A 26,294-nucleotide genomic window follows, 5' to 3' on the forward strand; every position below is an offset into this window, starting at 1 on the left:
GCCTCATGCCTCATGCCTCATGCCTCATGCCTCATGCCTCATGCCTCATGCCTCATGCCTCATGCCTCATGCCTCATGCCTCATGCCTCATGCCTCATGCCTCATGCCTCATGCCTCATGCCTCATGAAAATGTAATCGGTTACACACAAAAGTCAAAAACAGAAATGAGATCCTGTTCGCAAAACTCAATAAATCAGCGGGTTTTTTATCTCGCTCAGACATAGAATCTTTATAAACAATAATGCAGAACAATATATGTGTAATCGATTACAAAGCACCTGCATTAAACCTGGCAATCACAGAACGCATAAGGACTTATCATGACGGATTTTAATCCTGGCGATCACCCCCACCGCCGTTATAACCCGCTGACCGGGCAATGGATTCTGGTATCGCCGCACCGGGCGAAACGCCCGTGGCAGGGTCAGCAGGAAACGCTGTCCCGCGAGGTTCGTCCTCCGCACGATCCGAACTGCTATTTGTGCGCTGGCAACACGCGCGCCAGCGGCGATAAAAATCCGCATTATGACGGCACCTTCGTCTTTACCAACGATTTCGCCGCGCTGATGCCGGATACGCCGGATGCGCCAGCGACGGATAATCCGCTGATTCGCTGCCAGAGCGCGCGCGGCACCAGCCGGGTGATTTGCTTTTCGCCCGATCACAGCAAAACGTTGCCGGAACTGTCGCTCAGCGCGCTTGACCAGGTGATTCGGACCTGGCAACAGCAGACCGCCGAACTGGGGCGCGACTATCCGTGGATTCAGGTATTTGAAAATAAAGGCGCCGCCATGGGCTGTTCCAACCCGCATCCGCACGGGCAGGTATGGGCCAACAGCTTTATGCCGAACGAAGCCGAACGGGAAGATCGGTTACAGCTCGAGTATTACCAGCAGCATCATTCGCCGATGTTGCTGGACTACCAGCGGTACGAACAGCGCGAAAGCACGCGCACGGTAGTGGAAACGGAGCACTGGCTGGCGGTTGTGCCTTACTGGGCGGCCTGGCCTTTCGAAACCCTGCTGTTGCCGAAAGCGCACCTGTTGCGCATCACCGATGTGACTCCGCAACAGCGCCAGGATCTGGCGCTGGCGCTGAAAAAGCTGACCAGCCGTTACGACAACCTGTTCCATTGCTCGTTCCCTTATTCCATGGGCTGGCACGGCGCGCCGTTTAACGACAAGGACAACGGCCACTGGCAGCTGCATGCGCATTTTTATCCGCCTCTGCTGCGCTCCGCGACGGTGCGCAAATTTATGGTGGGTTACGAGATGCTGGCGGAATCCCAGCGCGATTTAACGGCTGAACAGGCCGCAGAACGTCTGCGCGCGGTCAGCGATGTTCACTATAACGAGGCGGATGTGCAATCATGAAATTATCACACCACACGCAGTCCCTGTTTGAACAAAAATTTGGCTATGCGCCGGCGCTGACCGTCCGCGCTCCCGGACGGGTCAATCTGATTGGCGAGCACACCGACTATAACGACGGTTTCGTGCTGCCCTGCGCCATCAATTACCAGACCGTGATCAGCTGCAGCAAGCGCGATGACGACCAGGTGCGCGCGATCGCCGCCGACTATGACAATCAGCAGGATCAATTTTCGCTCAGCGCGCCGATTGAACGCCATCCGGCATATCGCTGGGCCGATTATGTGCGCGGCGTCATCAAACATTTACAGCTGCGCCACGGTCACTTCGGCGGTTTCGATATGACCATCAGCGGCGATGTGCCGCAGGGAGCCGGGCTTAGCTCTTCGGCCTCGCTGGAAGTGGCGGTCGGCCAGGCGATTCAGGCGCTGTATCAGTTGCCGCTGGACGGCGTGGCGCTGGCGCTCAACGGCCAGGCGGCGGAAAACCAGTTTGTCGGCTGCAACTGCGGCATTATGGATCAGCTGATCTCGGCGCTCGGTCAGCAGGGCCATGCGTTGCTGATCGACTGCCGCTCGCTCACGACCCGTTCGGTGCCGCTGCCGGCCAATATTTCGGTGGTGATCATCAATTCCAACGTCAAACGCGGGCTGGTCGACAGCGAATACAATACCCGTCGCCAGCAGTGCGAAGAGGCCGCCCGCTTCTTCAACGCGCAGGCCCTGCGCGATGTCAGTCTGGAGCAGCTGTCCGCCCGGCAGAACGAGCTGGACCCGCTGGTGGCGCGTCGCGCGCGCCATGTGATTACAGAAAACGCCCGCACGCTTGCCGCCGCGCAGGCGCTGGCCGACGGCGATATTCGCCAGATGGGGGAACTGATGGCTGCCTCGCACCACTCAATGCGCGACGATTTCGCCATTACCGTGCCGCCGATTGACAGCCTGGTTGAGATCGTCAAAGAGACCATCGGCGATCAGGGCGGCGTGCGGATGACCGGCGGCGGGTTCGGCGGCTGCGTGGTAGCGCTGGTGCCGGATGCACTGGTCGATCGGGTTCGCGCCGCCGTCGAACATGAATATCCGTTACGCACTAACGGCCTGAACGCCACATTCTACGTCTGCCAGGCCTCGTCCGGCGCAGGCGTGCTGTAATGCGACGGCGCCGTCGGCCGGCAGTCGAAGACGGCAACGCGTTAAGGCAATCCTGAGCGGGGTTTTCGACCGCTATGCCCGGCGGCGGCCGTTCAGCGTGCTTCCGCCTGCCGGGTATAGCGGCGGAACGCTTCCAGCGTCTCCGCGCTGACGTGGTGTTCGATCCCTTCCGCGTCGCAACGCGCCGTTTCTTCGCTGACGCCAAGGGCAATCAAAAAGGATTCGACGACCTGGTGACGGATGCGGTTTTCCGTCGCCAGTTTTTCGCCGTCCGCCGTCAAAAATACGCCGCGGTACGGCAGCTGTTCCACCAGCCCGGCACTCGCCAGCCGCTTCAGCGTTTTCGCCACCGTCGGCTGGGAAACGCCCAGACGCGCGGCAAGATCGACCTGACGGGCCTCGCCGCATTCGCGAATCAAATCGGAAATTAACTCCACATAGTCATCCATCAGTTCACGCCGGTGCGCCTCGCGCACCTGAGTAAATCCCTGTACGCGATCCTGAATATCCACGACCTGATTCGTCTGGCTGGATTGCTCGCGTTCGTTATTGCCTGCGGTCATGCACGCCCCTTGTTGATTACGGCCAGCACCGATTCGCCAGAATTAATGCGCATAGTGTAAAGGAAGTGTTCGGCAGAGCAAATTTTCCTTTTCATCCCTTTGCTATAAAGTATAGCCTATGCTATATCTGTATATGAAGCAGTCAATTTACCGCGCTGCAGGCCAGCGGTCTGCAAAAGCCAGCGGGTAAGACGCGACGGACGTGCGGCGAGCCGGCAAGGCCCCCGCGCAGTCGGTCATCGCCATGAACCTGCGTGCGGACGCGGCAGAGAACGCTTAACGCAATCCGACACAGTTTTACTGATTAATAGAGAAAGTTACACCCAACAGATTTGCACGCCGCTCGCGGCGGCACCGCAGGAGAGCGTCAACCAGCGTCCCTGCAGGTGAAAAGATGACGGGGATATTGCATTTTACCTGGAGGTTATTATGACTTCATCGCGTGAGACTTTTCGGTTGCTGTTCCGTTCTCCGTTTACCCTGCGTCTGATGCTGCTCGGTATGCTGTTGTCGCTGATTACCTCGCCGGGTCGCGCGGAAGAAAAATTTAAGGTCATCACAACCTTTACCGTGATTCAGGATATCGCGCGCAACGTCGCCGGCGATGCGGCGGTAGTGGAGTCGATCACCAAACCCGGGGCGGAAATTCATGATTATCAGCCCACGCCGGGCGATATCGTCAAAACCCAGTCGGCGCAGTTGGTGCTGTGGAACGGGCTGAATCTCGAGCGCTGGTTCAGCCGCTTCTTCGACAATATTCGCGCGACGCCTTCGGTCATCGTCAGCGAAGGCGTAGAGCCGCTGCCGATTCGCGAAGGGCCGTATAACGGCAATCCCAATCCGCACGCGTGGATGTCTCCGGCTAATGCGCTGATCTATACTGAAAACATACGCAAGGCGCTGGTCAAATACGATCCGAAAAACGCCGAAACCTATAACCGCAACGCCCAGGCCTATGCGCAGAAGATTAAGGCGCTGGATGCGCCGCTGCGCGCGCGGCTGGCTAACATCCCGCCGGCCCAGCGCTGGCTGGTGACCAGCGAAGGCGCCTTCAGCTATCTGGCGCGCGACTATGATTTAAAAGAAGTTTATCTGTGGCCGATTAACGCGGAAGAACAGGGCACGCCGCAGCAGGTGCGTCATGTCATCGATAGCGTGAGAAAAAACAACATCCCGGTGGTGTTCAGCGAAAGCACGGTTTCGGACAAGTCTGCTAAGCAGATCAGCAAAGAAACCGGCGCGAAATACGGCGGCGTGCTGTATGTCGATTCGCTGTCGCGCCCCGACGGCCCGGTTCCAACCTATATCGACCTGCTGAATGTTACCGTCGGCACCATTGCCAGCGGTTTTGGTCAATAATCCCTAAAGATCGCCGCCGAGCGCCTTCCCGTCCGGGCGGCGCAAACGGATGTCTCCAGCGAATGAAGCAACGATGACCTTCTTTGAATATGGCGATACCGAACTGGCCTGGCTGAGCCGGCGCGATAAAAAAATGGCCCGGGCGATTGAGCAATTTGGCCGCCTTCTGCGCCCGCGCACGCCCGATCTGTTCAGCGCGCTGGTGCGCAATATCGTCGATCAGCAGATTTCGGTCAAAGCCGCGCTGACCGTCAACCAGCGGCTGGGGCAGTTGACCGGCGGCGTTATCACGCCCCACGCCCTGTTGCTGCTGGACGAGCGCCAGATTCAACAATGCGGCATGACCATGAAAAAAGCCGGCTACATCCGTCAGGCGGCCGAAGCGGTGTTCTCCGGCCGGCTCGATCTGAATGCGCTCGGCGCGATGGATGACGCGTCCGCGATCCGGGCGTTGAGCTCGCTGAGCGGCGTCGGCGTCTGGACCGCGGAAATGCTGCTGCTGTCGTCGCTCAACCGGCCCGATATTCTGAGCTGGGGCGACCTGGCCATCCGCCGCGGCATCATGCGGCTCTACCGGCACAGCACGCTGCCGCGCGAACGGTTCGAACGCTACCGGCGTCGCTACTCTCCCTATGGCAGTACGGCCTCGCTCTATCTGTGGGAGATGTCTAAACTGCCCGTCTCCGGGTCCGATAGTTTGTAAATGTGATCGCCATCATTTCCCCTGCGGACAAACCGCACATTGTGTACGCGCCGGCTCAGGCAACGTCTATACTTTAACCACAGATGACGATCGCATAATCGTCGCTGCCTGTCCGGAAAAACAGTGGCGTACATGCTTTATACCCTAAATAATTCGAGTTGCAGGACTAACCGTTATCGTTTGAACAACGCCGGGCGGCGGCCCTTTATGGGCGAGGCAGACGCATGAATCTTGTAACGCGGCAAGAGCGCGGCAAATCAGTCGATGCGCATCTGAACGCCGGCGGCATCGGCCCCGCAGGGGAGAGGTTCAGGAACGGGCCGAATCATTGATCGCCGCCAGCGCACCTGCAACCTGAAGTATGGCGAGTATAAAATAACGGTTATATCGGTATTAACCGCAGTCCGTTATAACCCTCCTGCAAATGTTGACTCACACATTAAGGCAAAGGGGTGAATTATGGAAAACCAACTGTTACAGGTCGAACAGCTGATTCCCGACATGGAGAGTCTGGGCCAGCCGGAGACTAACCATAGCACCTATTTAACCCTGAGCCGGCATCCCGCCTGTACCGGCTTAACGGAACTGGACGCGCTATTTCCCGGCCACAGTAAAAAAGTGCTGCGTGTTGATAACCGGCTAAATATCGACTATCCGCACATGGAAATTGTGCTGGTCGACAGCGAGCAAGAAAAAATACTCAACTACACCACCTGTATCATTAATGACGCCATCAGGATTAACGACAAGCCGACGCTGCATACGGCCGTCTGGCGTCCGCTGTTCGACGTGAATGAAGAGGCGATACACCGGTTGTCCAAGAGTACGTTCTCCGGCTATTTGCTCGGTGAGTACAACATTATGGCTACGCTAGGCAATCTGCAGACACACGGTTTTACCTTCTGGCTGAGTCGCGTCTGCGCTTCCCGCGCCGAACATATTCGCGTATTCGGTTATAAGGTCAGCACCGGCGAACTGCGGCCGATCACCCGCTCCGACCAGCGCAGCACAGAGAAAATTTGGCTGTGGAACGTGGACAATACGCAGTACCGGCTGCTGATTACCGCACGCTGAACGGCGCAATGGCCTGAAACGACGATCAATATCGTGCGATGCCGTCTTTGTTCGCCAGCCCCCCAAAAACAAAAGGTCCCTGCCGAAGCAGGGACCATGGGTAAACCGGGCGGGAACTACCGGCAAGAATCCGGAGATGACGGCGCATTGGGCGCGCCGGACGCACCGCGCCGTCAGGATATCGCGGGCTTAACGCGGGCCTGGCTGGCCGATGCTCTCGCCCTGGAAACCGCCATGAGGACCACCGCCACCGCCGCCACCGCCGTGCCCGCCGCCATGACCACCGCCCGGGCCGCCGAATGGCGGGAACAGGCAACCGCTTAGCATGGTGATTAACGCCGCTACGCTGACAAATTTTATAATACGCTTCATAGTTAACCTCAAAGTGACCCTTAGTACAGGCAGCACGATAATAAGAGGCAAAAAATAAACGTACAATGCAGATAATTCCTGAACCCCCGCGGGGCAATGGATTGTTACATTAGCCGGGCATTTCCTGACGATAAAAAGACACAATCCGCCCTCCGCCGCCCGAAACGATGCCGACGCCGCCCCGCAAGATGAGATACATAAAATGCTTTAATGTGAATTAACATAACGCAGGCTAACTATTCGCGAGATTACATTATGTCATCTGCCCGGACGATTCCCTTATAATGGATTAAATTAATGGATAATCGGGGGAGATCATGGGACTAATGTCATCGTTGTTAACCGGGGCCGGCGTTAAAGGCATCCATAAGGGAGGAAAACCGGTCAGCGGCACCTACAGCTGTAAATCGCTGCCGGTTTCGATGCGCTCGCTGGGGCTGGCCGATAAGCCAGGACTGTTGCTCAGCTTTGTTCCCCCGCAGGCCAATTTCGCGCGCAGCTGCAGCGCCTGGCAACAGCTTGCCGGTCCCGGACGGACGGTGCTGACGCTCTCGTCGACCGGCGCGTTGTGTAATCAGCCCGGTCAGTCGCTCTATTGCGAGATGGAAGGCCCGGTCGGCAGCTGGCTATGGCTGCCGGATAATCTGATCGCCCGCCACGAAGTGCACCTGATTGATCTGCACGTCAACAACAAGAAGGCCAGCGCGGCGACGCGTATCGCCGCCATCCGCCAGGAGCTGGAACGCCTGCGGATAAACCTGCCGCTTTCCGCCGATCGCACCTTCGCCCTGCTGTATTGCGACGGCCTATCGGCCAGCGAAGGGTTTCTGATGCAGGCCTGGTACGACTGCGGACGCTTCCCCTGCCTGGTGACCGGCGGCTCCGCCGGCGGTAAGCTCGATTTCAGCGGCACCTATCTCAGCGCCGACGGTCAGCCGATGCAGGGCAAAGCGGTCATCGTGTTCTGCCAGATGGCGCCGGGCAAATCGTTCGCCCCGTTCAAGAGCCAGAACTTCGAACCCACCGGACAGAGCTGGCTGGTCGCCGAGGCCGATCCGGTGGCGCGCACGGTCACCTCGGTGTTCGACGACCATGGGCGTCCTCAGCCAATCCAGCAGGCGCTGGCCGACCATTTCAGCTGTACGCCGGCGCAACTACAGCAGCAGCTGGCGGGGAAAACCTTCGCGGTGCGGGCCAACGGCGAGTACTTTATCCGCTCAATCTCCGCCATTCATGACGATAAGATTGCTTTCTTCTGCGATCTGGAGTTCGGCGATCGGCTTTACCTGCTGCAGGCCACCGATTTCCTCGCCACAACCGACCAGGACTGGCAGCGTTTTGTCGCGCATTACGGCAAACCCGCGGCGATTCTGCTTAACGACTGCGTTCTGCGCCGGGCCGGCAACCCAGATACCCTGCCGGCAGCCCATTTCTTTGATAACGTAACGGCCGCCGGCCTTTCCTGCTTTGGTGAAATTCTCGGCGTGCCGATTAACCAGACGCTGTCCGCGCTGGCTTTTTTCGATCGCAACGTCGACGCCATGTCGCATTTTCCGATCGAGTACGCCGCCTATGCACGGCATTACTCCCAGCGCCGGCTACAGCGCTGGGAAGCGCTGCACGCCATTCAGTCCACCGTGGTCAAACAGGTGGTTGACTACCAGCAGGCGCTGGCGCCGCTGCTGACCGCCATGCCGCAGTTGGAGCAATCTACGCGACGCCAGAGCGAAACGCTGGAAATGGCGCAGACCAGTATCCATTCGATCAGCGATTCAGCCACCCAGACGCGCGCCGCCCAGGAACGGCTGGCGACCGGCCTGAACGATCTGGAGCGCATTTCTCAGGGGATCAGCCAGATCACCAGCGGCATCAACGCCATTGCGGACCATACCGGGCTGCTGGCGCTGAACGCCGCGGTGGAAGCCGCGCGCGCCGGAGAGGCGGGGCGCGGTTTTGCCGTGGTGGCGGCCGAAGTCCGTAAGCTGGCCGGCGCCTCGAAGGAACAGGTCGGCGCCACCACCCAAAACATCAATCAGGCGGTCGACACCATTCTGCGCATTCGCGCCATTGCGGAGCAGACGGTAAACGCGACGCAACTGATGGCCGATAAAAGCATTTCCGCCGCGCAGCAGATTGCCGAAATGAGCGCGGTCACCGATAAGGATCGCAACGATCTGACCGCCAACCTAAGTAACCTGAAAGAGCTGGCCAGAGGGCTGGACGCGATGCAGGATGCGGTTGAACAGTTGACCACGCTGCAGCGCCTGGCCGCCTCATAACGCGCGGTTTCTCCCCCGCCCGGATTAATTCATCGGGCGGGCAGAATAGCGCGGCCACATCGCCGCGCACCGTCAGGTGAACTCAGCGGGCGGGCAGCACCGTCACAATCGCCCGCCGGTATGAAGTCAACGCCGGCGTACCGCTGTCTTTTGCTTCAAGGATGATATGAAACGGCGTGGGCGCGTCAACCGACGGCGCGATGAACGCCGTTTGCAGCCCGTCGCCGTGCGTAAGCTCAAGCGCCGGGGCGAAATGCACGCCGATCGCCGTCGCCGTCGGCTCCTTATACTGCCACCAGCGATAAGTCACCGTATCGCCATCGCGATCGCCGGAACCCTGCGCGGAGAGGCGAACCGTCTCGCCCGCCCTCGCCTGCCAGGCGACAATCCCGCTGCCGGCCTGATCGTTCAGCACCAAAACCGGATTGTGGTTAGCCTTGCTCAGCTCGCCGCTCTGGGTCCAGTCCATGCGGGCGGCAAAATCATTCTGGAACGCATCGCGCCAGCGCCAGATGGTGGCCGGCGCGGTGCGGTACGACTTGCCGTCCGTCCCCACGACGGTATCGGACGCGCTGACCCGCAATCCCTCATCGCTATCCGGCGCGATCGCGGCGTAGCGCCCGCCCCAGCCGCCGTATTCCGGATGATCCGAATCGCCGAGTCCGTTACGCAGCAGATAGAGAAACGATGGCGTATCCCCTTCCATCGTGTACTCTATGGCCGGATAGAGCGCGCCCAATGGCCCTTTCCGGCGGATATTTTGCTGCAGCCAGTCATTGTTGACTTCGCTCATATCGCTGCCGAGCGCGAACGACGACGAGACGCCAATCCAGCTCGACAGGAAATAATCGTTCCACGCGTGAATGCTGGTGATCCAGCGTAGCTGCGGGAAATTGCGTCTGATCCAGACGCCGGTATTGTCCTGATCGGAAATCGCATAGACGCGTATCCTGCCGACGAAATCCGCCACCGCCTGCGGACTGCGGCTGGCTTTGACATCGTACAGCGCCTGCGCCAGATCGACGCCGCCGCCCCAAACGGTAATCCACAGCGGGCGGCTGTCCTGCTTGTCGACCGCCTGAACGATCAGCGCCGAAGCCTCCGTCGAGCGATGCTCTCCGACCCAGTCCATGCCGTAGCCAGGCTGTCCGCTGCGTACCACCGCCCGCAGCGCCTGGGCGGCAGGGTATCCGGCGGCGTGTTTCCGCAAATTGGGCAGAACCTTTTGATACGCATCGATACGCTCATGGATCATCTGCGGATTGACCTTATCGCGCAGCCAGGTGGAGGTCGTCGCCACAATGCCCTCGACGTCGAATTCATTGCTATACAGCAAAAAGCGCACCAGCGACTGGGAATCATCCGGTTCGTTGCCGATATCGGTCAGGATCAGGATGCGGGTTTTATCGACGGCCGGGCCCGCGCTCTCCGCCGCGGCATGCGCTACCGATGCCAGAGACGCCATCGCCGCCGCGCTCATATATAAGCCCAGCGCCAGCGGCCGAAACCAGGTTGCTGCTGAAAACATATCTTCTCCTGTATTGAGGTTAACGAAGTGACCCGGTCAGAGCATCTGCGCCGTGCGTCCGGCTATTCGCGCGTTTTTTGCAAACGATAAATATGGATAGTCAGAAACATAATTTCATCCGTGGTGAGCGGGCACTGATAGCTTTGCGCCACATAGTCGCGCACCTTGATCGCACAGTTCCAGGCCGACGGCATAGACTCTTTGATTCCCTGATAGATACTGTCGTCAGCATGATTGACGGTATTTCTGTTTAGCAGACGCAGGGCAAAAAATTTCAGGTGGGTAATCAGACGCTGATAGTTAACCGAGGCTTCGTCGTAGGTGATTTTCAGATCATATTTCACGATCGCCAGAATATCTTTAATAATCGTGGCGCTTTGCATCGTGCTTTGCATATCGCTGTTATTGCGCGCGTTAGCCAGATGCAGGGCGATGAACCCCGCCTCGTCCTCCGGCAGACGCACGCCCAGCCGGTGTTCGATCAGCGCCAGCGCCTGCAGACCAATGGCGAACTCTCTGGCATAGAACTGTTTAATGTCCCACAGCAGAAAGTTCTTCAGCCCCAGGCCCTTTTCATGGCGCTGAATGGCGAAATTCAGATGGTCGCTCAGCGCCAGAACCAGCGGGTCTTGCAGCTTAATCGCCAGCTGTTGCTGCGCCAGGCTGATGATTTGCTGCGTTACCGCGAAATAAACCGGCGGAATCTGCGCCACCATTTGGTCAAAGACATCGGTCAGTCCATCGCGCTTGCGCACAAACTGGCTCTCGATCTTACCCGCGTCGATCCTGTCGCCCGGACGCTTGCCGAAACCGATACCCCGGCCGACGGCCACTATCTCTTCGTGGTGTTCATTGAGTAGCAGGACTGCGTTATGACTTAATATTTTTTCAACTTTCATCACAGTCATCTCATCAGAACGACACAGACTGCGCCAGGATAGCGCGGCCCCCGCGACGGCGACAATAAGCAAAACCGCCGGGCGCTGATGCGCGCCCGCATCGGCCGGCGATACGGGCCGGCCGGATAGAACGGCGCGGGTCAGCGCGTCGTCAGACCATTATCGCGGATCACCTGCGCGTACCAGTAAAAACTCTGTTTGCGGATGCGGCGCAAATCCTTCAGATCGAACTCGTCCCGGTTAACATAAATAAAACCGTAACGCTTCGAACAGCCCTGATGGGTGGAAACCAGGTCGATCGCCGACCACGGCGTATAGCCGAATACCTCAACGCCGTCGGTAAGCGCCAGCTGAATCTGCTCAATATGCCGCTGCAGGTAATCAATGCGGTAGGGATCGTTGATTTCGCCGTTGTCTTCCAGCTTATCAAACGCGCCCAGACCATTTTCGGTAACGATCAGCGGCAAATTGTAGCGGTCGTACAGCGCGCGCAGCGTATTGCGGAAGCCGATCGGATCAATCTCCCAGCCAAAGGCATTCTTCTGCAGGAACGGGTTAGCCGCGCCGCGATGAACGCCCTCTTCGCCGGAGCGCAGATGCTGATCGCCTTCGCGCGCCGTCTCATCGGAACCGTCTCCCTTACTGGCTTCGACCGTTTGCGAGGTGTAATAGTTAAACGCGATAAAGTCCGGTTTCGCCTCGGCCAGCACGTCCATATCGCCCGGCAGAATGTCCGGCGTGTAGCCTTTCTCTTCCATATAGCGCCAGGCGGTGCTGTTGTAGCGGCCGAACACCGCCATATCCAGATACAGCCAGTTGCGGATCGCGTTGAAATTAAACGCAGCCATCACGTCTTCCGGCTTCGCGCTGGCCGGGTAGATCAGGGAAATATTCGGCGCCGGACCGATTTTCGCGTCCGGGAAGCTGGCGTGCAGCGCATTCATCGCGCGCGCCTGCGCCACCAGCATGTTGTGGTTCTGCTGATACAGATTGCGTTTCGGATTATCCAGCGTCGGGTCCAGCGTGCCTATCGCCGAACCGTGCAGGATCATCATGTTCTGTTCATTGATGGTCAGCCAGTATTTCACCTTGCCGCCATACTCCTTAAACAGCACGCGGGCGTAGCGCTCGAACGCATCCACCGTATTGCGGTTGTACCAGCCGCCCCGCGCCTGCAGCGCCTGCGGCAAATCGAAGTGATACATGGTGACGATCGGCACAATACCGTAGTGCAGCAGTTCATCGATCAGGCGATGATAAAACGCCACGCCGGCCGGATTCACTTCGCCGTCGCCATCAGGAATAATGCGGCTCCAGGCGATGGAAAAGCGGTAGGTTTTTAACCCCAGCTCGGCAAACAGCGCCACATCTTCCTTATAGCGGTGATAATGATCGCTGGCGACCTTATAATCCGTGGTGCCCTCCGGGTAGGCGGTACGCGCATCAATCACCGATGGCCCCTTACCGTCCTCGTTCCACGCCCCTTCTACCTGATAGGCCGATGTGGCCGCGCCCCATAAAAAATCAGCCGGAAATTCACTCAGTTTTTGATATTGCATACTTTTCTCCTTTAGCAATCAACACAGCGCGATCAGAACATCGCCGGGCGCCGTGCTAACTTTGTGTGAGGCCGCCAGCGCGGGATAATCATCGGCATTGGTCACCAGCACCGGCGTGATGACGTCAAATCCGGCGTTTTCCAGCGCCTGCAGGTCGAATTCGATTAACAGGTCGCCGCATTTCACCACCTGTCCTTCTTTAACATGGCTTTGGAAGTGGCGGCCCTGCAGCCGTACCGTATCCAGCCCGATATGAATCAGTATTTCCGCGCCGTCGTCGGACAGAATGCCCAGCGCGTGCGCGCTGGCGAAAGTGCTGGAGATCACGCCGTCCACCGGCGAGTAAACCTTGCCTTCCTCCGGCCGGATCGCCACGCCGCGCCCCACCACGCCAGAGGAAAAAACCTTGTCATTGACCTGCTCCAGCGCCACCACCTTGCCCCTGATCGGCGCGATGATGACCCCGCCCGCCGGCGCCCCGGCGCGGGTCAACGCCGTGGCGGTCGCCGCCTCAGTCAACGGCGCCTTAGGTTGCGCGACGGCGGCGTCGTCATCAATCGGATCGTCAAAACCGACGATATAGGTCAGCAGCGCGGCCAGCACAAAGGCGATAGCCGTTCCCACCAGAAAACCGACGAAGCCTTCGCCGTAGAAAATTGGAATGGTCAACAGGCTGGTCATGCCCATCGACAGAGCCGAACTATTGGCGTACCCCACCACCGCCCCGCCCGCGGCCGCGGCGATCACCGCGCAGATAAACGGCTTCTTCAGTTTGAGCGTAATGCCGTAGACGGCGGGTTCGGTAATGCCGAACATAGCCGCGATAAAAGCGCTGCCGGACAGGGCTTTAAGTTTCTTGTTTTTGCTGCGCAGCATGACGCCCAGCACCGCGCCGGCCTGGGAAAAGACCGCCGGGCCGGTCGCCGCTTTAAGATGGCTGCGCCCCAGCACCGAAATATCGTTGATAAACAGAGTGACGAATCCCCAGTGGATGCCAAAGATCACCATGATCTGCCAGGCGGCGGCGAACAGCGCGCTGGCGATAATCGGATTAAAGCCGTAAATTTTGACGAAGCTCCAGGCGGCGGCTTCGCTGGCATAGATGCCGAACGGGCCGATGGTCATCAGCGTCAGCGGCACCATGACGATAAGCAGCAGAAACGGCGTGAGAATGTTGCGCACGCTTTCGTGAATGCGCCGGTTCAGAAAACGCTCGAAGTAACTCATCAGGAACACCGCCAGGATAATCGGCATCACCGACGAAGTATATTTCATCATCACCACCGGCAGTCCCAGAAAGGTGATATCCGGCTGGTTGAACAGCTGTTGAATGCTGGGGTAGATCAGCGCGCCGGCGATGGAAACCGCCACAAACACATTGGTGTTGAATTTGCGCGCCGAGGTAATGGCCAGCAGAATCGGCAGAAAATAAAACAGGCTGTCCGAGGCGGCGTGCAAAATAATGTAGGTACTTTGCGTCGGCGCCATCCATCCCAGAGCGAGGAAAATCGTCAGCAGCCCCTTCAGCACGCCGGAGGCGGCCATCGCGCCCAGCAACGGCGTAAAAATACCGGCCACGATATCCACCAGCCGCCCCAGCACGCTGGCGCTCGCGGCGGCGCTTTCGGACTGCGCGCTCCGGTTATCTTCCAGCAACGAGGATATCGCGCCGAATTCGCGATACACCTCGGCCACCCGGTTGCCGATCACCACCTGGAACTGCCCGGCGCTGTTGACGGTGGTAATCACCCCGTCCAGTTTTTCAATCGCGGCGGAATTGGCCTTGCTCAGGTCGCGCAGGGAAAAGCGCAGGCGCGTGGCGCAATGCACCAGCGACGCCACATTAGCTTCGCCCCCCACCAGCCGTAAGGTACTTGCGGCAAGCTCTTTAGCATTCATGTTATCCGTCCTGATTGTCGTTACGGTCATTGCTGCGCTTTCCCGCTGGCCAGGCGGAAAAAAAAACCAAAAAAAAACCTGATTCAGCACATGTATCAATAACATGCTCTGAACCAGGTTTCGCTCAGGGTTGCCCCCGATGACGTCCTATAGCTAATTGTTATAGCGGTTAATATCGGCCGCCTCAAGCGGCAGGTCAGTAATCTGTGATACCCATCACCCTCCCCGCGCGCGTAACCGTCCGGGGTTGGCTCCTGCTCACTTTGTGTGGTTATTATGATTAAAACAAGGGCAAAAATAATTCAATAAACACATCGTCGAGATATGGTTTCAGATTAGTGAAAAATTATTGATATGCCGTATTTATCAAGACACCGTAATTGTGTATGTTTTTCATCAAAGTGGAATCCCGCCCTGTTCTGAGCATGAGCCGAACTTAAGATTCGATTTATTCGACCACCTCAATGACGCCCTTACTGCTTACCTCTTTTTATATAAAATCCCGTTGTATTATTTCGATGAAAATATTATTCAGACAATCATAATAAATAGACTCGCATAATAGCGCTACACATGCAGGACATGACATCCCACCAGTACTGGTCTCGCACGATGAGATGTGAAGCATCAATGTGCGAAGTTATTTATACTCCAGATAATTCGAACTACAGGACAACAATGCCAAAAGCGTTGTTGAACAGCGTATGCGCAGCCGCCGAATGGATGAGGCCATAAGGCCGAATAAGCCGGCAAGAGAGTAAATCCCGATGAACTGACTCAGGTAAGTGATTCGGGTAAGCGGTAAATCTGCCGGAAGCGGATTTAGACGCAGCTGGCGGCGGCTCCGCGGGGTGAAATCCAGAGACGGGCCGAATCACGCGGCGACGCAGAGACCAATCCGTCGGCAACGGATTGGTCCAGCCAACGGCTGATCTTCGGTGAGAGACAGGATGTCTCTCATTCATCTCCAGCAGCTTACCGTAGTAAGTGACCGGGAGGAGCGATAAATCCGCCGGAAGCGGATTTGAACGCCGCTGGAGGCGGCCCTGCAAGCGCGGGCGCCATGGATGGAACGAAGCGCATCTGAAGTATTAAGTAGCTGGAAAGCGCTTACCGGCAACTGTCCAGCAGAGATGAAATATTTATTCGTGGGGATCCCTCTGCATGCGGGCGACTATGACGCAGATGAATCCCCGCCTGCACGGTGAAGAACCGTGCAGGCATGGCGCAAATTACGCTTAGTCCAGCCACTCGGTGTGGAATACGCCGTCTTTATCGGTACGCTTATAGGTATGCGCGCCAAAGTAGTCGCGCTGCGCCTGAATCAGGTTGGCGGGCAGAACGGCGGAACGGTAGCTGTCATAATAGGCGATGGCCGCGGAGAAAGTCGGCGTCGGGATACCGTGCTGCACCGCATAAGCGACCACGTCGCGCAACGCCTGCTGATACTGATCGGCCGCCTGTTTGAAGTACGGCGCCAGCAGCAGGTTGGCGATGGCCGGATTCTGCTGATAGGCATCGGTAATTTTCTGCAGGAACTGCGCGCGGATGATACAGCCGGCGCGGAAAATTTTGGCGATTTCGCCGTAGTTCAGATCCCAGTCGTTTTCATCGGAGGCGGCCTTCAGCTGCGAGAAGCCCTGGGCATAAGAAACGATCTTACCAAGGTACAGCGCGCGCCGCACTTTCTCGATAAATTCCGCCTTATCGCCGGTGAAGGCCTGCTCAGCCGGGCCGGTCAGCACTTTCGACGCCGCCACGCGCTGAGTTTTCAGCGAAGACAGGTAGCGGGCGAATACGGATTCGGTGATCAGCGACAGCGGTTCGCCCAGATCGAGCGAGCTCTGGCTGGTCCATTTGCCGGTTCCCTTGTTGGCCGCTTCGTCCAGAATCACATCGACCAGGAATTTACCCTCCTGATCTTTTTTGGTGAAGATATCCGCGGTGATTTCGATCAGGTAGCTGCTCAACTCGCCCTTATTCCATTCGGAGAAAGTAGCGGCCAGTTCGTCATTGCTCAGCCCCAGCGCCTGTTTCAGTAACGCATAGGCTTCGGCTATCAGCTGCATATCGCCGTATTCGATGCCGTTGTGCACCATCTTCACGTAGTGGCCGGCGCCGTCGGCGCCGATATAGGTCACGCAGGCTTCGCCATCGGCGCGAGCGGCGATTTTTTCCAGAATCGGCGCGACCAGTTCATAAGCGGCTTTCTGACCGCCAGGCATGATGGACGGCCCTTTCAGCGCGCCCTCTTCGCCGCCGGAAACCCCGGTGCCGATAAAGTTGAAACCTTCAGCCGACAATTCGCGGTTACGACGAATGGTGTCTTTATAGAACGTATTGCCGCCGTCGATCAGAATATCGCCCTTCTCAAGATACGGTTTCAGCGATTCAATCGTTTTGTCCGTCGCTTCACCGGCTTTCACCATTAAGAGGATACGGCGCGGTTTTTCCAGGGAGGCAACAAACTCTTCAACGGTGTAGTAAGGCACCAGTTTTTTGCCTGGATTTTCGGCGATAACTTCATCAGTCTTGTCGGAAGAACGGTTGAAAATAGAAACGGTGTAACCACGACTTTCGATGTTAAGCGCCAGGTTACGCCCCATCACCGCCATACCGACAACGCCAATCTGTTGTTTGGACATTAAAGCCACTCCTGTCTGAAGGATAATCCACCTGCCGCAGCTGACAGACGAACAGGTGATTCGAATGCGGTCCACATGGTAACTCAGGTTTGAGTGAGTGGGTAGTGATTGGTTTGCCAGAGGAGACGCGGCGCCAGGCAATGAAAAACCGCGCTGTCTATGCTGTTTTGGCGCAATGCCCCGGGAATGGGCGCGCCGCGCTTAATCTGAATAATAGCCGATCGCCACGCCGTCGCTCACGCCGCCTTACCGATACGCCGGCGGGACAGCGGTGAAACATCGGCATACGACGGCGCCCGTTTTTGCCCGGCACTTTTAATGGTCGCCAGCGCAACGCCGGCAAAGACCATCAGCGTGGCGATAACATGGTAGAACTGCAGACGTTCATCCAGCAGCAGCGCGCCGAGCAGAAAAGCGAACACCGGCACCAGGTACATCGAGGTACTGGCGCGAGCCGCGCCGAAGGCCGCGACGATACGCGCATAAACCAGGTAGGCGGCGATGCCGGCGACCAGCGCGACGAAAAACATGCCGCCGACGATGCGCAGAGAAAAATGCGGCACCGCGCCGGACAGCCACCATTCGACCGGCGTAAACGGCAGCAGCGCCAGCGCGCCGCCGCCGGCCACAATCCACAGCAGCACCAACGGCGGCAAATTCACCGGTCTGCGCCGCAGCAGCGCGGTATAGCCGGCCCAGGCAAGCGCGGCGATAAACGCGATCACATCGCCACGGTTCAGCGCAAGCCGGCTAAGATGCGCCAGACTGCCTTCAAAAACGGCGACGCCGATACCGGCAAAGGCGATACCGGCGCCGACAATCATCGCCGGCGAGAGCGCGACCTTCCAGATTAACCGTTCGATCAGCGCCACCAGCACCGGCGACAAGGCGAAGATCAGCGCGATGTGGCCGGCATGGGTATAGTGCGCCGCAGCATACTGCGGCGCCACGCTCAACGCCCCGCCAAGGAGAGCCAGCAGCGCCAAATCGCCGGCGCGCCGACGCATCAACGGCGCGCACTGCCGCAGCGCGGGCAGGACAAAAGGCAACAACAGCAGCGCGGCGAGCAGCCAGCGGCCAAAGGCCAGAGAAACCGGGGGAAACTCGGCATTGATCCAGCGGGCGGCCACCATATTACTGGCAAAGAGCAACGGCGCCAGCAGGAACAACCCTTTGACCCATAGCGATGTACGATTCATACAGTTACCCCCATTACCCAGAAATAAGCGCAGGCCGGCGCCCGACGCCGCATCGGCCAGCTTCCCGCTTAGTCATTGTAATCTGAAGGAAAAGCAATATTTTGCTTATTTATCCTGTATGATTAATTAGATATGGAATTATTTTCGGGGTAATCATGACTTCAAAGAACAAACATTCTGAAGGTCCTCTTTATAAAACCGGCGCCGCGCCGCGCGAGCTGGATATGACCGATCGCAGAATTCTGTCCGCGCTGCGTCAGAATGGGCGCCTGACCATCGCGGAGCTGGCGGAAGAAGTTGGGCTATCGACATCGCCCTGCTGGAGCCGGCTGAAACGGCTGGAGGCCAGCGGCGCGATCGAAAACTATGTTGCGGTGATTAACGCCAAAACAATCGGCGTAACGGACGTGTTTTTTGTTGAGATCACGCTCGATCACCATGACGATCAAATACTCGAACGCTTCGGCCAGGCGCTGGCCGATATGCCGGAAGTACTGGAAGCGCACCTGGTGACCGGCGACTATGACTACCTGGTGAAGATCGCCGTGACCGACGCCGCGCACTACGAGCGCTTCCTGCGCCAGACGCTGTACCGCACCAGCGGCATCCGGCATACCCGTTCGACCTTTGCGCTGCGCACGCTGAAACGGGAAATCTCCGTCGATCCGTTGCTTATACCGCATAAATCCTGAGACGCAGCAAGGCGCCGGCCGGGCTTACCCGGCGGCCTGACGCCGGATTCCAGCCAGATCGGGAATGGGCCGTTTTTCTTGCGGCCACAGCAAGTTAGCGCCGCCTTCCGAAAACAAAGGAGATGTATAGAGACAGACCGACGGAAAGGAACGGAAACAGGCGGGAGAGAGAGCGAAAAGAGACGCGAGCAGGCAGGCGACGCGTCTCCGTATAGCGTTATTTGCTGAGCAACGCCTTCACTTTTTCCTTAAAGGCCTTACCCTGTTCCGGGTGGCGCAGACCGTAAGAAACAAAAGCCTGCATATAACCCAGCTTACGACCGCAGTTAAAGCTACGGCCAGCCATCTGCACCGCATCCACCTGCTGCCGGCTGTTAATCAACCCGGCGATGGCGTCGGTTAGCTGAATACGCCCCCACGCGCCCGGCAGCATTTTTTCCAGCAACGGCCAGGCTTCTTTCGTAAGTACGTAGCGCCCCACCGCCGACAGATCGGAACCGGTCACCGGCGGCGCCACCGGTTTTTCCACCATTGAGGTAATCGCGGCGGCATCGCCGGCTTTGGTTAACGGCGTGGCGCACTCCACCACGGAGTATTCCGGCAGCACTTCGTAAGGACGGTGTTTTACCAGCACCTGACTGCGGCCGGTTTCGTTGAAGCGGGAAATCAGCAACGCCAGATTCTCTTTTGACTGATCGGCGCTCGATTCGTCCATCACCACATCCGGCAGCACCACAACAAAGGGCGAATCGCCGATAATCGGCCGGGCGCAGGAAACGGCGTGGCCTAACCCCAGCGTCTTACCCTGGCGCACATTCATAATCGTGACGCCCTTCGGCACTATCGCCTGCACTTCTTCCAGCTGCTGACGTTTTAAGCGCTCTTCGAGCAGAGCTTCCAGTTCAAAGGAAGTATCGAAATGGTTTTCGATGGCATTTTTAGACGCGTGCGTCACCAGCACGATTTCGGTAATGCCGGCCCGGACACACTCATTAACAATCTTCTCTATTACCGGCCGGTCAACCAAAGGCAGCATCTCTTTCGGAATCGCTTTAGTAACCGGTAACAAATTCATCCCCAGCCCTGCGACAGGGATAATGGCTTTCAATGATGTCATAGATTGTTCTCTTAATCTGCAAGTCAGCCTGTGGCGACGCTAAACACGCGTCACGTCTGCCTTAACTTTACACCTAATATACAGAAGAGAGATCGCGGAAACGGATTTTTTCTGCAACATAGGACTATTCTGGTGCAGCCCGCGCCGTTATTTCAGCCCCACATACCGAAGCGTTAGCCAGCCAGGCCGGGCATGATGACTGTCCCTTATCGTCCCGGCGCCGGAAGGATGCCACAGGGTCTGTCTGGCGGAGCGCCGGCTGCCGCTAATCTTTGCGGTGAGACTCCCCTCCGGCCGGCATGCCCGAAATCGGCGTCAGGACCGCAGCCAGACGCCGCTGACTGGGCTGGCGGCGTGCCTCTCTCTGCCCCGCTCACCTGGCGGTTTATGCCGGACTTGCGCCTGTATCGCGGCGTTGCGCCACCTGTTTGCCATAGTGCGTAACGGTACGTGTTATAACCCCGCCCACACCATAAACAGGCCCGACGACTTAGAGCCTGTCCCGTCAGGTCTATTTCACTTGCCCTCCTGAGCGAGAGCAATGCACGACATCCTCACGTACCATGAGTACGCTCCGTTTGCTCCGCGCTGTCCGTATCCAAACTGGTTACGCCGATAACGCCGGCCGGGACAGGCTCTTAACGCCCCCGAAAACCGCGCCGACAAAATAAATAACGCGGCGCGGCGCTACGGATTACGCCGTAAAATATATTCGACCTGATAGTCTCTGGCATTGCGATGCATCACTGAATAATTGACAAACTCGCCGCTGTCGCTATAGACCAGCGAGGTAATGCGCAATATTGGCGTTTCCGGCTCGATATTCAGCATCTTCGCCATATTCTCATCCGCCAGCACCGGCGTCAGACACTCATGATTGCCGGCGATATTGATATGGCACTCATCTTCAATATAGGAAAATTTCGACCCTTCCAGATGCGCCAGCGATAAATTACGGAATAAACGCGCCGGCATATAGCTATCCTCCACCACCATGGGTTTCCCCTGTACCGAACGAATGCGCCGCGAATAATAAATCCGCTCATTAACTTTTATCCGCAACTGGCTTGCGATGGCGGGCGGCGCCGGCATAAGATTAAACGCCAGCACCTCAGTAAATACCTCTTTCCCCTGATTGTGCATCGCTTCCAGAAATCCCATAAACTGACTGATTTCATGGTGTACGTCTTTTCTGACAATATAGGTGCCGCTGCCGTGTCGACGGGTAACCAGCCCCCATTCGATCAGCAAATCCGTCGCTTTGCGGATGGTCATGCGCGATACGCCATACTCGGCGGCCAGACGCTTTTCGCCCGGTAATGGACTGCCCACCGCATAATCCTCAGAGTCGATGCGCATCCGCAGCCGTTCCGCGATTGATTTATAGATCACTAGTAGATCTCTCCATATCTTTCCGAGCCATGTCAGGCACATCCAATAATCACATAACAACTTGATAAATAAAATCTTAAAACTGATTTCAGATGAAATTATTTCCTTACTCATCATCATGTCTACAAATTCAGTAAAAATCAGACATCTTATGGTAAATAAAAATCATGAGAACGATCACGAATCGGTTCAGTACCCGACGTTTTCTCATCACCGCCCCTCTATGCTCCTTTCCAGAGGCCCACGTTAAAAAAAGAAGGTCGCGATACCCGAAATAATTCGGGTTGCAGGACAAAAACAGCAACAGCGTTTTGAACAGCGCCTGCGCTGAAAGGCGGGACCGCAAAGCCGGCTCATACGGCATTGCGGCGGCAGATTCACCGATAACGAATTTATCCAGCCGATGGATGATCTGCGGTGAGAGACAGGATGTCGCCATTAATCCCCGGAAACTTACTCAGGTAAGCAGCCGGGGTGAAAATAAGGGTACGCATCTGCAACCCGAAATATGGCGAGGATAACCCTACAGCTGTTTACGAGGATTTAATTATGCTCAGTCAAATACAACGTTTTGGCGGAGCAATGTTTACTCCAGTACTGCTATTTCCTTTTGCCGGTATTGTGGTGGGCATTGCAATTATGTTGCGTAATCCAATGTTTGTTGGAGAAGCGCTCTCCGCGCCAGATAATTTATTCGCTCAGATTGTTTATATTATTGAAGAAGGCGGCTGGACGGTTTTTCGTAATATGCCGCTTATTTTCGCCGTTGGTCTGCCTATCGGGCTGGCCAGACAGGCCCAGGGGCGAGCCTGCCTGGCCGTACTGGTTAGTTTTTTAACCTGGAACTATTTTATTAACGCCATGGGCATGACCTGGGGCGATTTCTTCGGCGTTAATCTTAATGCGGAGGTAACGCCGGATAGCGGCTTAACCACCATCGCCGGAATTAAAACGCTGGATACCAGTATAATTGGCGCCATTGTTATTTCCGGTCTGGTTACCGCGATACACAACCGCTACTTTGATAAACAACTGCCGGTATTCTTAGGCATATTTCAGGGTTCCTCTTTTGTTGTCATCGTCTCCTTCCTGGTGATGATTCCCTGCGCCTGGTTAACCCTGCTGGGCTGGCCGAAAGTACAGGCCGGCATTGAGTCCCTGCAGGCGTTTTTACGCGTTTCCGGCGCGCTGGGCGTCTGGGTCTATACCTTCCTGGAACGCATCCTGATCCCGACCGGCCTGCACCACTTTGTCTATGGGCCGTTCATCTTCGGACCGGCGGCGGTCGAAGGCGGCATCCAGGTGTACTGGGCGCAACACATGCTCGAATTCAGCCAAAGCGCAGAACCGCTGAAAGCGCTGTTCCCTGAAGGCGGTTTCGCGCTGCACGGCAACGCCAAAGTCTTCGGCGCGCCCGGCATCGCGCTGGCGCTCTACTACACCACTTCGCCGGAAAACCGGCTGAAAGTCGCCGGGTTATTAATTCCGGCCACCCTCACCGCCATGCTGGTGGGGATTACCGAACCACTGGAATTCACCTTCCTGTTTATCTCGCCGCTGCTGTTCGCCGTGCACGCGCTTCTTTCCGCCACCATGGCCACCATCATGTATATGGCCGGCGTGGTGGGTAATATGGGCGGCGGCCTGCTGGACGGCTTCCTGCCGCAAAACTGGATCCCGATGTTCCATAACCACGCCGGCATGGTGTTTACCCAAATCGCTATCGGCGTCGCCTTCACCGGCATCTATTTCGTGGTATTCCGCGCGTTGATCCTGCGCTTCAACCTGAAAACGCCGGGCCGCGAAGACAGCGAAGTCAAACTCTACAGCAAGGCCGACTACAAGGCCGCGCGCCAGCAGACCACCGCCAGCACCGACTCCCGTCATGACGTACGTCAAGGCCAGGCGGCTCGCTTCCTGCAGGCGCTGGGCGGCGGCAGCAACATTATCGAACTCAACAACTGCGCCACCCGGCTGCGCATTACGCTGGCCAACCTGGCGCTGATGCAAAGCGACCAAACGTTTAAAGACATCGGCGCGCACGGCGTGGTACGCCACGGCAATGCGATTCAGGTGATCGTCGGCCTGGATGTGCCGCTGGTTCGCGAACAAATTGAAAATCTGATGAAAGAGACTGCATCGGCAAACCAATCATCCATAACGGAGGCTGTATCATGAAAAAATTCTCAGTAGCTGTAGCCGGCGGTGGCAGCACCTTTACTCCAGGTATCGTACTGATGTTACTGGCAAACCAGCACCGCTTCCCGCTGCGCGCGATTAAGTTTTACGACAATGACGGCGCGCGTCAGGAAACCATCGCCGAAGCCTGTAAAATCATCCTGCGCGAACAGGCGCCGGAAATTGATTTCAGCTACACGACCGATCCGCAGACCGCCTTTACGGATGTCGACTTTGTGATGGCGCATATCCGCGTGGGTAAATACCCAATGCGTGAAAAAGACGAAAAAATCCCGCTGCGCCACGGCGTTGTGGGTCAGGAAACCTGCGGCCCCGGCGGCATCGCCTACGGCATGCGCTCCATCGGCGGCGTACTGGAAATTGTCGATTATATGGAAAAATATTCGCCAGGCGCATGGATGCTGAACTACTCCAATCCGGCGGCCATCGTTGCGGAAGCGACGCGCCGCCTGCGTCCCAGCGCGAAAATTCTCAACATTTGCGATATGCCGATCGGGATCGAAGGCCGCATGGCGCAGATCGTCGGCCTGAAAGATCGCAAACAAATGCGCGTACGCTACTACGGGCTAAATCACTTTGGCTGGTGGACCAGCATTGAGGATCTGGACGGCAACGACCTGATGCCGCAACTGCGCGAATATGTGGCTAAACACGGCTATGTGCCGCCGAGCGAAGACCCCAATACCGAAGCCAGCTGGAACGATACCTTCGCCAAGGCGAAAGACGTCTGGGCGCTGGACCCGGACACCTTCCCCAACACCTACCTGAAATACTATCTGTTCCCGGATTACGTGGTGCAACACTCCAACCCGGAATACACCCGGGCCAACGAAGTGATGGCGCATCGCGAAAAACACGTATTCGGCTCGTGTCGGGCGATTATCGAGGCGGGTAAATCCTCTGCCGGACAGCTGGAAATTGACGAACATGCATCCTACATCGTCGATTTGGCGACCGCCATCGCCTTTAATACTCAGGAACGCATGTTGCTCATCGTGCCGAACAACGGCGCAATCAACAATTTTGATCCGGAAGCGATGGTGGAAATTCCCTGCCTGGTCGGCAAAAAAGGGCCGGAACCGCTGGTGATGGGCGACATACCGCAATTCCAGAAAGGATTGATGGGCCAGCAAGTGGCGGTGGAAAAACTGGTGGTGGACGCCTGGGAACAGCGCTCTTATCAGAAGCTGTGGCAGGCTATTACGCTATCGAAAACCGTGCCCAGCGCCTCAGTGGCGAAGGCAATTCTCGACGATCTGGTGGAAGCCAATAGAGAGTACTGGCCGGAATTGAAATAACGGGACGTTATTGGTATCTATGCTCCTTGCTCGCGCAGATTACTCTACTTGCGCGGGCAAGGGGTATTGGGTTAGAGAGGACTACCCGCCTTGGCGGCCATTCAATTATCTATTGGATAGACAAACAATACACCGAGCTACAACAATACTAAAAACTCCTTAAAATAAAATGAATTATCTACTTTCTTGCAGCAAGCAAGAGTATTGCGCCTAGGAGGAATAAATACCCTTTATCATTATCAGCAAGAACCGCTTTTCCCCGACGTTTAAGATAGCCACTTTTACGGTTTACCTCGATACCATCCAGAAGCCGAATGCGTACTGACTTTCATGGTTTATCCGCCTCTCAGCAGAATATTTAGCGGGAAGTCTTGTCCATCTGTTGCCAGATGGATTTTGGTGCAATAACCGTCTCGTGAGCGATCCGGCACATGAGCGGCATCGGCGCAATGATCGGCGCGGATGTTACTGCCATCGAGTGATATCGCTGACCAGTGAGGTCAGTCATTTCCATCAAAAGTTGAAAGCAACCTGTTGAAAATAATTTTGATGATCCCTGATTTTGATCAGCGGTTTAAACAGTTGTAAACCGTTTTCCACGCGCCATAACGCTCAGGCAAATCACGCCATGGTACCCCGGATCAAAGTGCCCAAAACATGCCCTTGATAATCTTTCAGTGTTCAACGTAAGGATGACTGACCTTTTGAGAACGTTCAGGGGGAAGCGGAGGTGAAATCAGTTCCCATGCAATGTCGGGAAGTTCGTAACAAGCCATGGAGATATCCACATGAAAAATCAGAGAGTTATTCTATCAAAATCTATTACGGGACACAGCCTAATACGGTGATTGACATTGGTCTAAATAGCTATATGGACACCTCCCCGATACAAGTACGGGCAGATCTTTTTCTGACAAAGTAGCCACACACATATATCCGGCTTCGTGAGCCCTGATGAACATCCGCACTCTCTGCCCTCATTAGTGCCATGGCTT

Annotated in this window: 20 protein-coding genes and 1 pseudogene; 10 read left to right on the top strand and 11 right to left on the bottom strand. The window is 56.7% G+C overall.

Features of this window, described 5'->3' with window-relative positions; genetic code table 11:
- Positions 1–321 precede the first annotated feature (321 nt).
- Together galT and galK are read left to right on the top strand one after the other, a co-directional pair.
- Entirely contained in the window at positions 322–1,374 is a 1,053-nt protein-coding gene (galT, locus tag FJU30_RS25595) for a galactose-1-phosphate uridylyltransferase (protein WP_150437781.1), read from the top strand.
- Positions 1,371–2,522, top strand: a complete 1,152-nt coding sequence (galK, locus tag FJU30_RS25600) for a galactokinase (RefSeq protein ID WP_150437782.1) — start codon at positions 1,371–1,373, stop codon at positions 2,520–2,522. Before galT ends, galK begins: the two co-directional genes overlap by 4 nt.
- A gap of 92 nt (positions 2,523–2,614) precedes the next feature.
- Here galK and mntR read toward each other — a convergent pair whose 3' ends face one another.
- Positions 2,615–3,085, bottom strand: a complete 471-nt coding sequence (gene mntR / locus FJU30_RS25605) for a manganese-binding transcriptional regulator MntR (RefSeq protein WP_150437783.1) — start codon at positions 3,083–3,085, stop codon at positions 2,615–2,617.
- Between the two features lie 489 nt (positions 3,086–3,574).
- Here mntR and FJU30_RS25610 point away from each other — a divergent pair, with 489 nt between their 5' ends.
- The 5 genes from FJU30_RS25610 (at position 3,575) to FJU30_RS25630 (ending at position 8,872) form a co-directional block, all read left to right on the top strand.
- The gene (locus FJU30_RS25610; RefSeq protein ID WP_223881707.1) at positions 3,575–4,444 is read left to right on the top strand and encodes a metal ABC transporter substrate-binding protein; all 870 of its coding nucleotides are present in this window, start codon (positions 3,575–3,577) and stop codon (positions 4,442–4,444) included.
- A 73-nt stretch (positions 4,445–4,517) separates the two neighbouring features.
- Positions 4,518–5,147 carry a DNA-3-methyladenine glycosylase family protein gene (locus FJU30_RS25615; RefSeq protein ID WP_150437785.1) on the top strand — a complete coding sequence of 210 codons (630 nt, stop codon included), beginning with the start codon at positions 4,518–4,520 and terminating at the stop codon, positions 5,145–5,147.
- Between the two features lie 459 nt (positions 5,148–5,606).
- Positions 5,607–6,221 (top strand): hypothetical protein, encoded by a 615-nt coding sequence (locus tag FJU30_RS25620; RefSeq protein ID WP_150437786.1) that lies wholly within the window; start codon positions 5,607–5,609, stop codon positions 6,219–6,221.
- A gap of 96 nt (positions 6,222–6,317) precedes the next feature.
- A complete protein-coding gene (locus FJU30_RS26945; protein WP_191091694.1) occupies positions 6,318–6,545 on the top strand; it encodes a hypothetical protein in 228 nt (75 codons plus the stop codon).
- A gap of 374 nt (positions 6,546–6,919) precedes the next feature.
- On the top strand, positions 6,920–8,872 hold the full coding sequence (locus tag FJU30_RS25630) for a methyl-accepting chemotaxis protein (protein ID WP_150437788.1): 1,953 nt from the start codon (positions 6,920–6,922) through the stop codon (positions 8,870–8,872).
- 82 nt (positions 8,873–8,954) lie between these two features.
- Here FJU30_RS25630 and FJU30_RS25635 read toward each other — a convergent pair whose 3' ends face one another.
- The 6 genes from FJU30_RS25635 to FJU30_RS25660 all read right to left on the bottom strand — a co-directional run bounded on the left by FJU30_RS25635 (position 8,955) and on the right by FJU30_RS25660 (position 18,601).
- Positions 8,955–10,400: a DUF1593 domain-containing protein gene (locus FJU30_RS25635; protein ID WP_150437789.1), complete on the bottom strand. Its 1,446-nt coding sequence runs from the start codon at positions 10,398–10,400 to the stop codon at positions 8,955–8,957.
- Positions 10,401–10,462: 62 nt separating this feature from the next.
- Positions 10,463–11,299 carry a BglG family transcription antiterminator LicT gene (gene licT / locus FJU30_RS25640; RefSeq protein WP_150437800.1) on the bottom strand — a complete coding sequence of 279 codons (837 nt, stop codon included), beginning with the start codon at positions 11,297–11,299 and terminating at the stop codon, positions 10,463–10,465.
- A 140-nt stretch (positions 11,300–11,439) separates the two neighbouring features.
- Positions 11,440–12,858: a glycoside hydrolase family 1 protein gene (locus FJU30_RS25645; RefSeq protein WP_150437790.1), complete on the bottom strand. Its 1,419-nt coding sequence runs from the start codon at positions 12,856–12,858 to the stop codon at positions 11,440–11,442.
- A gap of 18 nt (positions 12,859–12,876) precedes the next feature.
- Positions 12,877–14,757, bottom strand: a complete 1,881-nt coding sequence (locus tag FJU30_RS25650; protein WP_150437791.1) for a beta-glucoside-specific PTS transporter subunit IIABC — start codon at positions 14,755–14,757, stop codon at positions 12,877–12,879.
- Positions 14,758–15,995: 1,238 nt separating this feature from the next.
- A complete protein-coding gene (gene gndA / locus FJU30_RS25655; RefSeq protein ID WP_150437792.1) occupies positions 15,996–17,402 on the bottom strand; it encodes an NADP-dependent phosphogluconate dehydrogenase in 1,407 nt (468 codons plus the stop codon).
- 236 nt (positions 17,403–17,638) lie between these two features.
- Complete coding sequence (locus tag FJU30_RS25660; RefSeq protein WP_150437793.1) at positions 17,639–18,601, bottom strand: DMT family transporter; 963 nt, start codon at positions 18,599–18,601, stop codon at positions 17,639–17,641.
- A gap of 155 nt (positions 18,602–18,756) precedes the next feature.
- On the opposite strand from FJU30_RS25660, the gene FJU30_RS25665 reads away from it, so the two are divergent.
- Entirely contained in the window at positions 18,757–19,293 is a 537-nt protein-coding gene (locus tag FJU30_RS25665; protein ID WP_150437794.1) for an Lrp/AsnC family transcriptional regulator, read from the top strand.
- Positions 19,294–19,510: 217 nt separating this feature from the next.
- On the opposite strand, the gene FJU30_RS25670 is transcribed toward FJU30_RS25665, so the two are convergent.
- From FJU30_RS25670 to FJU30_RS25680, 3 genes are all read right to left on the bottom strand, one after another.
- Positions 19,511–20,410 carry a sugar phosphate nucleotidyltransferase gene (locus tag FJU30_RS25670; RefSeq protein ID WP_150437795.1) on the bottom strand — a complete coding sequence of 300 codons (900 nt, stop codon included), beginning with the start codon at positions 20,408–20,410 and terminating at the stop codon, positions 19,511–19,513.
- A gap of 687 nt (positions 20,411–21,097) precedes the next feature.
- Positions 21,098–21,802 (bottom strand): GntR family transcriptional regulator, encoded by a 705-nt coding sequence (locus tag FJU30_RS25675; protein WP_150437796.1) that lies wholly within the window; start codon positions 21,800–21,802, stop codon positions 21,098–21,100.
- A gap of 130 nt (positions 21,803–21,932) precedes the next feature.
- Complete coding sequence (locus FJU30_RS25680) at positions 21,933–22,241, bottom strand: hypothetical protein (RefSeq protein WP_150437797.1); 309 nt, start codon at positions 22,239–22,241, stop codon at positions 21,933–21,935.
- 110 nt (positions 22,242–22,351) lie between these two features.
- Between FJU30_RS25680 and FJU30_RS25685 the strand changes: the two genes are divergently transcribed.
- A complete protein-coding gene (locus FJU30_RS25685; RefSeq protein WP_150437798.1) occupies positions 22,352–23,980 on the top strand; it encodes an alpha-glucoside-specific PTS transporter subunit IIBC in 1,629 nt (542 codons plus the stop codon).
- Positions 23,977–25,299, top strand: a complete 1,323-nt coding sequence (locus FJU30_RS25690) for a 6-phospho-alpha-glucosidase (RefSeq protein ID WP_150437799.1) — start codon at positions 23,977–23,979, stop codon at positions 25,297–25,299. Before FJU30_RS25685 ends, FJU30_RS25690 begins: the two co-directional genes overlap by 4 nt.
- Positions 25,300–25,537: 238 nt before the next feature.
- On the opposite strand, the pseudogene FJU30_RS27365 reads toward FJU30_RS25690, so the two are convergent.
- A pseudogene (locus tag FJU30_RS27365) lies at positions 25,538–26,075 on the bottom strand (IS5 family transposase); the annotation flags it as partial.
- Between the last annotated feature and the right edge of the window lie 219 nt (positions 26,076–26,294).

The sequence above is a fragment of the Affinibrenneria salicis genome, assembly GCF_008710095.1.